Origin of the sequence: Mycobacterium sp. (assembly GCF_036488105.1) — a bacterium.
Lineage (GTDB): Bacteria > Actinomycetota > Actinomycetes > Mycobacteriales > Mycobacteriaceae > Mycobacterium.
This window is the reverse complement of the sequence record NZ_DASXHW010000336.1, coordinates 1-5,910: the sequence shown is the minus strand read 5'-3', so window position 1 is coordinate 5,910 and position 5,910 is coordinate 1. Positions and strand designations below refer to the sequence as shown.

Genomic DNA, 5,910 nt, shown 5'->3' with positions numbered 1-5,910 from the left:
CCGTCCCGTCGTCCTCGGTAACGACTGCGTACTCGTCGTGGCTGATATTGGACCGCTCGATGTCGGTGTACTCGGTGACCTCCGAGGCAATGTCGCTGTCCGCGCGACCGAGCACTTCCCGGACGGCAGGCTCCTCGTACTGGGGGTCGAGCTTGAACTCTGTCTCGCCCCTGCTGGTGACCTTGATCTTCACTGGTAACTCTCTCCTTCAAGTTGAGGTTTAGGGTTATGCGGCAAGGCTGAGCGGGGCGGCGGACTGCTCGCCTTCGGGAATCTCCACCGCCAGGTGCCGGGCAAGAGCCCTGATCACCCGGCAGTAAGCCGCCCCGGCGCGGCCGAGGGGCACCCTGCGGCCCGTCTCCCACAGGCAGACCGCCACCTGGGATACGCCGAGCGCTTCCGCGATCGTCTGCTGGGAGATCCCGCACAGCCGCCGGACCTCGGCCGCCCCGATGTCCTCGAGCCAGTCACGGCGGGAAAGGGCGGACTCCGGCACCAGGCGGGTCATCAGGCCACCTCCTGAGAGCGCCGCAGCGGCCAGTTCGCCGCCGCAGGATCCCACCAGCACGACCACCCGAACCCGCACCGCTCGTGCCCGTACTCAGCCCTCAGTGACCCGTTCTCCTCCTCCGTGACAGAGGACGGGAGTACCGCGGAACTGACATCAGGGAAGCAGGCCGGACAGCAGTCGGCGAGGTCGGAACGGGGGGTCATGATCCCCTCCGCTCGGGATCCCGCTTGTACGGTCCCCGGTGGGTGACCTTGTCGACGCCGCAGGGATGTGCTCCCGTGTGGTCGCCGTTCTTCATGGACAGTTCGCCGGCCTGATAGCGGGAAAGCCAGGGGCAGGTGGCGACATGGACGACGAGGGCATAGACCCGTCCGCGGAAGGTCACCCGGACCTCGGCCGGGCAGTCGGGGCACGCGAGCTCTGCACGGATCTGCTCAACAGCGCCGGACAGCCTGCCGCCCGGCTCTAGCTGCTTTTCGATGTACCAGTCGGGCGCGACGTCGAATGGCTTCCTGCACTTGCCGCAGGTCATCAGGTGCACGCACGGGTCGGGTGTGCCGCCAAGCCCGGCATCGAGCGGGTGCGGCTCGTAAGGGCCGTGGTCGCGGTTTCCCTCACGGTTGCCGCAGCGCGGGCACTCGGTGTCGTCGTAGACCTCGTAGAGCTTCATGCCGCCGCCCTCGCGGTCACGCGGATCCGCTTCGCCGGTGTCTCGCCGGACAGTTCGCGCAGCACGTCGTCCCAGTCGGTCAGGGTGAGCCAGTTCTTGGCCATCAGGTGGGCAGTCCAGCGGGCGACGTGAGGCCATTCGGCAATCTGCGGGGCGTCGATCTCGTAACAGCCCTGGGCGTGGTCTGACCTGCAAACGTCATGCGCGGCGCGCCAGCGGACGTCATCGGGAAGGGCGATCAGTTCCGTGACGTCAACAGCCGTCCCTTCCGACCGCGCGGCGTCCCAGTCCCGTTGCGCGACTTGCGCGGCCATGACCTCGCCGAGGCGGACGTATAGGCTTCCCGTGTCGCCGAGGACGGGCCAGCGGCACCCTTCGCAGATCAGGGTCAGGTCGGTCATGCTGTCTCTCCCAGTGAGGAGGCGGGTGTCCACCTGCGGTGCATGTCGGCGATACGGCTGTAGTGGCCCTGGAACGAGAGCGGGACGGTCACCCGCTGGCCCTGCCGCTGCTTGGCGACGATCACGTCGACCTCGCCGGCGCGCGTCTCCGGGTCGTAGTAGTCGTCACGGTGGACGAGCAGGACCATGTCGGCGTCGGCCTCGATCTGGCCCGAGTCGCGCAGGTCGGCCAGCGCCGGGCGCTTGTCGGAGCGCCCTTCCGGCATCCGGTTGAGCTGCGCCACGAGCACGACCGGGATTTCCTGCTCGCGGGCGAGCCGCTTCGCCCCGGCCGACAGCGCGGCAACGGACACCTGGTGGGACTCGGCGTTCGGCTTGGCCATCAGGCCGAGGTAATCGATCACCACGAGCCTTGCGGCGGCCCCGGCGCGTTCCATGGCGCGCAGCCGCCCCCTGATGTGGGTGAGTGACTGCTCCGCCCGGTCGTCGATCAGCAGCGGCGACCCGGCCAGCACCGCGTGGGCGGCGTTGACCTTCTGCCAGTCGGACTCCTCCAGCGAGTGACGGGTCAGCCGCTCAAGGGAGACCTTCGCCCGCCGGGCGATGCGGCGGTGCATGACTTCCTCCTTGGACATCTCCAGGCTGGCCAGCAGCACCGGGAGGCCGAGCCTGGCGCTGGCGTGCTCGGCGAACTCCAGGCCAAGAATCGACTTCCCCATTGAGGGCCTTCCGCCCACGACGATCAGCTCGCCGGGCCGCAGTCCGCCGATCACGGCGTCAAGGTCGGCGATGCCCGTCGGCAGGCCGGGGTTAGGCTCCGACTCGAGACGCTCGAGCACCTCGGCGAGGAGTTCCGCCTGCGAGAGCAGCGGCTGTATCCCGCCGCCGGTCGTGGCGGCGTCGATCAGCGAGCGGATCTCGTCAGGGTGCACCTCCGGGTCATAGCCGGGGCCGGAGGCGATCGTGAAGCATCGGCGCGCAGTCTCGGCGAGGCGCAGCCGGTCGGCCTCCTGCCGGATCTTGCGGGCGTGCCACGCGGTGCCGGCGTCCAGGCCGTCCCGGAGCTTCTCGGCCGAGGCGACGGCGGACGCGATGAGCGTGTGCAGGAACGCCCCGCCGGTCCCGGCGTCCGTCCCGCCGATCCTGGCGAGCATCCTGGTGCGCGACAGCTCGCCGAGGACCGAGGCCGGGTCAACCGGGTCGCCGGCTTCGGCGAGGCGCAGCGCAGCGGCGTAGGCGGCGGCGCACGAGTGGTCGCGGAAGTGCTCGGGGGCGAGGGTCAGCGCGAGTTCCCCGGCCGCCCTCGCCGACTGGACCGCCGCGCCGGCGACGACGCGCTCCGAGGCGAGCAAGCCGGGGTCCGCGGTGATGTCCCAGTCGCCTTCGCCGCTCATGCCGGCCCCAGCCCGCGCAGCGGGCGGCTCTCGATCTCGGCCGTGTCCTGGCCGTCGGCGACGCGCTCCACCGTCGCGGCGAGCCACGCGCGGTAGCGGTCCGGGTCGTCGACCAGTTCCGGCGGCGGCTCCGGAACGCCGGAGTCTTCCACCCGTGCCCGCCGGGTGGCCTTCACGCGGCTGCGGACGTGGGCGGGCATGACCCAGTCGGCGGTGTCGGTGTAGTGGGCGATCACGGCGTCCTCGCAGTCGGCGTAGCGAAGATCGCCGAGGACGCGGTGCCACGCGATCACGTCAAGCGGGCCGGTCTTGCGGCGGTCGAACGACGCGCACGTGGCGAGCAGCTTCCCGGTTTCCTCAGGTGTCATTGCTGGATTCCCTTACGGAGGATCGCGGCGGCCTCGGCTCCGGCGTCCATCGCCTGCCGGGCGCGCTCGGAACTGGTGGCTTCCTGGGACGGGCGTCGGGCGCCCTGGCCGTTCTGCGCGGCACGGGCCCTCGCCTCGGCGTTGGCGGCTGCGTTCACGAAGCTGTCGAGCGTGCCGGGGTGCTGGCTGGCGACGAACCAGTCGGCGAGGCCCTGGCGGATGCTGCGCTCGGAGATGTGCGGCTGCCGGAGCAAGGCGGCGATCTGGCGGGCTAGCGTCCCGATAGTCCGCTCGGTCAGCTCGCCGCCGTTTTCCCGAACCCAGTCGATAAAGGCGGCGAGGACAGTCTGCGCGGTGGGCGCGTCAGCGTCCGCCGCCAAAAGGTTCTCTGAGGGTTGCTCTTGTTGAGGGTTAATGAGGGGTAGCGAGCCTGTTTCCGCTGGCAGGAGACTCGGGTCCGCACCCTTTCCCCCGGATTCCGCACCCTTTCTCGCTGATTCCGCACCCTTTATCTTGGGTTTAGGGTGCGCCTTGGCCGCACTCTTTCCAGGCTCGTTAGGGTGCGCGCTAGGCGCACCCTTAACCTCGGCTTGAGGGTGCGCGCTGCCCGCATCCTTACCGTCACCGGAAGGGTGCGCGCTAGACGCACCCTTTCCGGCATCATCGAGGGTCAGCATGATGAACCTCGCGGGGCCGCTGCGGTTACCGCCGCCGTCCCGCTTCAGCACTCCCTCGGTGACAAGCTCGTCGGCGACGTGCGAGACGCGGCTCGGCGAGCGCCCGGTGCGGCGCGCTAGCACCTCGCGGGTCGGCCATCCGGCGCGCGTCCTGTCGTTGGCTTTCTCGGCCCATGCCAGCAGCCACAGCTTCCGGGCGTCCGGGCCGTGGTAGTGGTCGAGCACCTCGCTCACGAGCCTGATGCCCATTGAGTGCCATTGCTCAGGTCCGCCGATAGGTTCCCGCCGACCGCCGCGGCCTCGTCGGCCCCTGTATCCCGCTGCCCGGCGTCCGGCAGCCAGGTGAACCAGGGGCGCCCGCTGGCACGGAACACGGGAACAAGGGATGCAGGGGAGGCGGGGATCGACACGGGAGGTCTGCCCTTCAGGGGGATTCAGCGATGAACGTGTGAAATTCGGGGCAATGCGGGTGATGCGGTCCCCGGTCTCCGCCGGGCGTTCGGTTGGTGCAATGAAGACTCTAGTCGTGATCTCGATCGTGAGCAACACCGTCGGACGGATCGTGATCGAGACCGTGACGTGCTAGACTGTGACGGTCGTGATCTTGCATCGCGACGCAAGTCGCTACACAATGAGGGACGTGACTGACGTGCTGAAGGAGCTTGAGGACCACGCCGATGCCGTGCTGCGCCTCGAGGCCGAGGCCGAGGAGCACCGCGCGGAAATCCGCAAGCTGCTGCCCAAGGCCCGTGCCGCGAGCGTCAAGAACGGCCCGGCCCGGCTGGAGCGCGTCATCAAGGGCGTCTACGTCCGCGACACGATCAGCCGGTGGACGAAGGACGTGGCGGTCCCGCGAGGCAAGAAAGCCGCCGCCGCTAAGGCATGACCCCGGACACCAAGGGGATACGCGCTGAAGTGCCCGAAGTCCTTCAGGCGCGGGACGCGTACCGGCAGGCGCAGGCGGACGCGCAGCTCCTTCGCGCCCGTGGCCGCGCCCGGCTAGGCCGCGAGATCGATGAGGCCAACCAGCGGCGAGGGGTGACCCTGGACGCCATCGCTGACGAGCTGGACGTGGCGCTGACCCAGGTTCTCCGCTACAGGCAGTCGTTCCGGGACTGGGAGCGCGACCACCCGGGAGTACCGCTCGGCTAGCGCTCACCCGCCAGCCCCCTCCGGTACCGGAGCCGCCGTCTCACGCACCCGCTCGACAAGCCCGGCGACGAGGGCACGGGACTCGGCTCCGAGCTGGCGGGCGACCCGCTTGCCGCGCTTGTTCCAGAAGTCCCGGCCGAGCACGAGGGCCAGGCAGGCGGCACTGACCGCCACTCCGAACCAGTCCCGGTACAGCAGGTCCGACACCAGCCAGGCCGTGTTCGCGGCGATGGTCAGCACCCGCCAGGCGACAGGGTGCCGCACCGTCCCTAGTGCCGCGCCGCCCAGAGCGAACGCGACGTACATCAGTAGGGCTGCCGCGCTCACGGGATCTCCCGCAGCGGCTCAGCCTCTGGTGCGGAAACGGGCTTCGGCTCCGGCCGCTGCCTCTTCCACGGAGGGATCAGCTTGACCGTCGCGGACCCCTCGACCCACCCGCACCGAACGGCAGCGGCGGCGAGGACGATCAGCAGCGCGACGATGCAGGCCGCGGCGACCTGTTCAAGCTCAGTCAACGGCTCTCCTCTCTTGCGCCCGCTGCGCCCGCCTGAACATGAAGACGGGAAGCAGCACCCACCCGGAGATGAAGGCGGCGGCCAGTGCCCCGCCCCCGGCGTAGGCGAGGGCGACCCAGACTCCGTGGGCGGTCATCCGAATGCCTCCAGAACTCCCTGCGAGAGCCTGCGGGCGGCCTTCTCGGCCTGCTCCTCGTCGGCCTCGATTCCGACCGCGCGCAT

At 69.7% G+C, this 5,910-nt stretch carries 12 protein-coding genes; 2 read left to right on the top strand and 10 right to left on the bottom strand.

Annotated features, from left to right (window positions below):
* The 7 genes from VGH54_RS17920 to VGH54_RS17890 form a co-directional block, all read right to left on the bottom strand.
* Window positions 1–193: hypothetical protein (locus tag VGH54_RS17920; protein WP_331513421.1), on the bottom strand; the 193-nt coding region annotated here is incomplete at its 3' end.
* A gap of 33 nt (window positions 194–226) precedes the next feature.
* Window positions 227–508 carry a helix-turn-helix transcriptional regulator gene (locus VGH54_RS17915; protein WP_331513420.1) on the bottom strand — a complete coding sequence of 94 codons (282 nt, stop codon included), beginning with the start codon at window positions 506–508 and terminating at the stop codon, window positions 227–229.
* Window positions 509–710: 202 nt separating this feature from the next.
* On the bottom strand, window positions 711–1,181 hold the full coding sequence (locus VGH54_RS17910; protein ID WP_331513419.1) for a hypothetical protein: 471 nt from the start codon (window positions 1,179–1,181) through the stop codon (window positions 711–713).
* The gene (locus VGH54_RS17905; protein ID WP_331513418.1) at window positions 1,178–1,582 is read right to left on the bottom strand and encodes a hypothetical protein; all 405 of its coding nucleotides are present in this window, start codon (window positions 1,580–1,582) and stop codon (window positions 1,178–1,180) included. The genes VGH54_RS17910 and VGH54_RS17905 overlap by 4 nt, the downstream gene beginning before the upstream one ends.
* A complete protein-coding gene (locus VGH54_RS17900) occupies window positions 1,579–2,976 on the bottom strand; it encodes a DnaB-like helicase C-terminal domain-containing protein (protein WP_331513417.1) in 1,398 nt (465 codons plus the stop codon). The genes VGH54_RS17905 and VGH54_RS17900 overlap by 4 nt, the downstream gene beginning before the upstream one ends.
* Window positions 2,973–3,344: a hypothetical protein gene (locus VGH54_RS17895; protein ID WP_331513416.1), complete on the bottom strand. Its 372-nt coding sequence runs from the start codon at window positions 3,342–3,344 to the stop codon at window positions 2,973–2,975. The genes VGH54_RS17900 and VGH54_RS17895 overlap by 4 nt, the downstream gene beginning before the upstream one ends.
* Window positions 3,341–4,270 carry a hypothetical protein gene (locus tag VGH54_RS17890; RefSeq protein WP_331513415.1) on the bottom strand — a complete coding sequence of 310 codons (930 nt, stop codon included), beginning with the start codon at window positions 4,268–4,270 and terminating at the stop codon, window positions 3,341–3,343. The genes VGH54_RS17895 and VGH54_RS17890 overlap by 4 nt, the downstream gene beginning before the upstream one ends.
* Before the next feature lie 391 nt (window positions 4,271–4,661).
* Between VGH54_RS17890 and VGH54_RS17885 the strand changes: the two genes are divergently transcribed.
* Entirely contained in the window at window positions 4,662–4,907 is a 246-nt protein-coding gene (locus VGH54_RS17885; RefSeq protein ID WP_331513414.1) for a hypothetical protein, read from the top strand.
* 29 nt (window positions 4,908–4,936) lie between these two features.
* On the top strand, window positions 4,937–5,173 hold the full coding sequence (locus VGH54_RS17880; protein ID WP_331513413.1) for a hypothetical protein: 237 nt from the start codon (window positions 4,937–4,939) through the stop codon (window positions 5,171–5,173).
* 3 nt (window positions 5,174–5,176) lie between these two features.
* Here VGH54_RS17880 and VGH54_RS17875 read toward each other — a convergent pair whose 3' ends face one another.
* Genes VGH54_RS17875 through VGH54_RS17865 form a run of 3 tightly spaced genes read right to left on the bottom strand, consistent with a single transcriptional unit; the run spans window position 5,177 to window position 5,824 of the window.
* Window positions 5,177–5,500, bottom strand: a complete 324-nt coding sequence (locus tag VGH54_RS17875) for a hypothetical protein (RefSeq protein ID WP_331513412.1) — start codon at window positions 5,498–5,500, stop codon at window positions 5,177–5,179.
* Complete coding sequence (locus VGH54_RS17870) at window positions 5,497–5,688, bottom strand: hypothetical protein (RefSeq protein WP_331513411.1); 192 nt, start codon at window positions 5,686–5,688, stop codon at window positions 5,497–5,499. Before VGH54_RS17870 ends, VGH54_RS17875 begins: the two co-directional genes overlap by 4 nt.
* Window positions 5,681–5,824 (bottom strand): hypothetical protein, encoded by a 144-nt coding sequence (locus tag VGH54_RS17865; protein WP_331513410.1) that lies wholly within the window; start codon window positions 5,822–5,824, stop codon window positions 5,681–5,683. Before VGH54_RS17865 ends, VGH54_RS17870 begins: the two co-directional genes overlap by 8 nt.
* Window positions 5,825–5,910 lie beyond the last annotated feature (86 nt).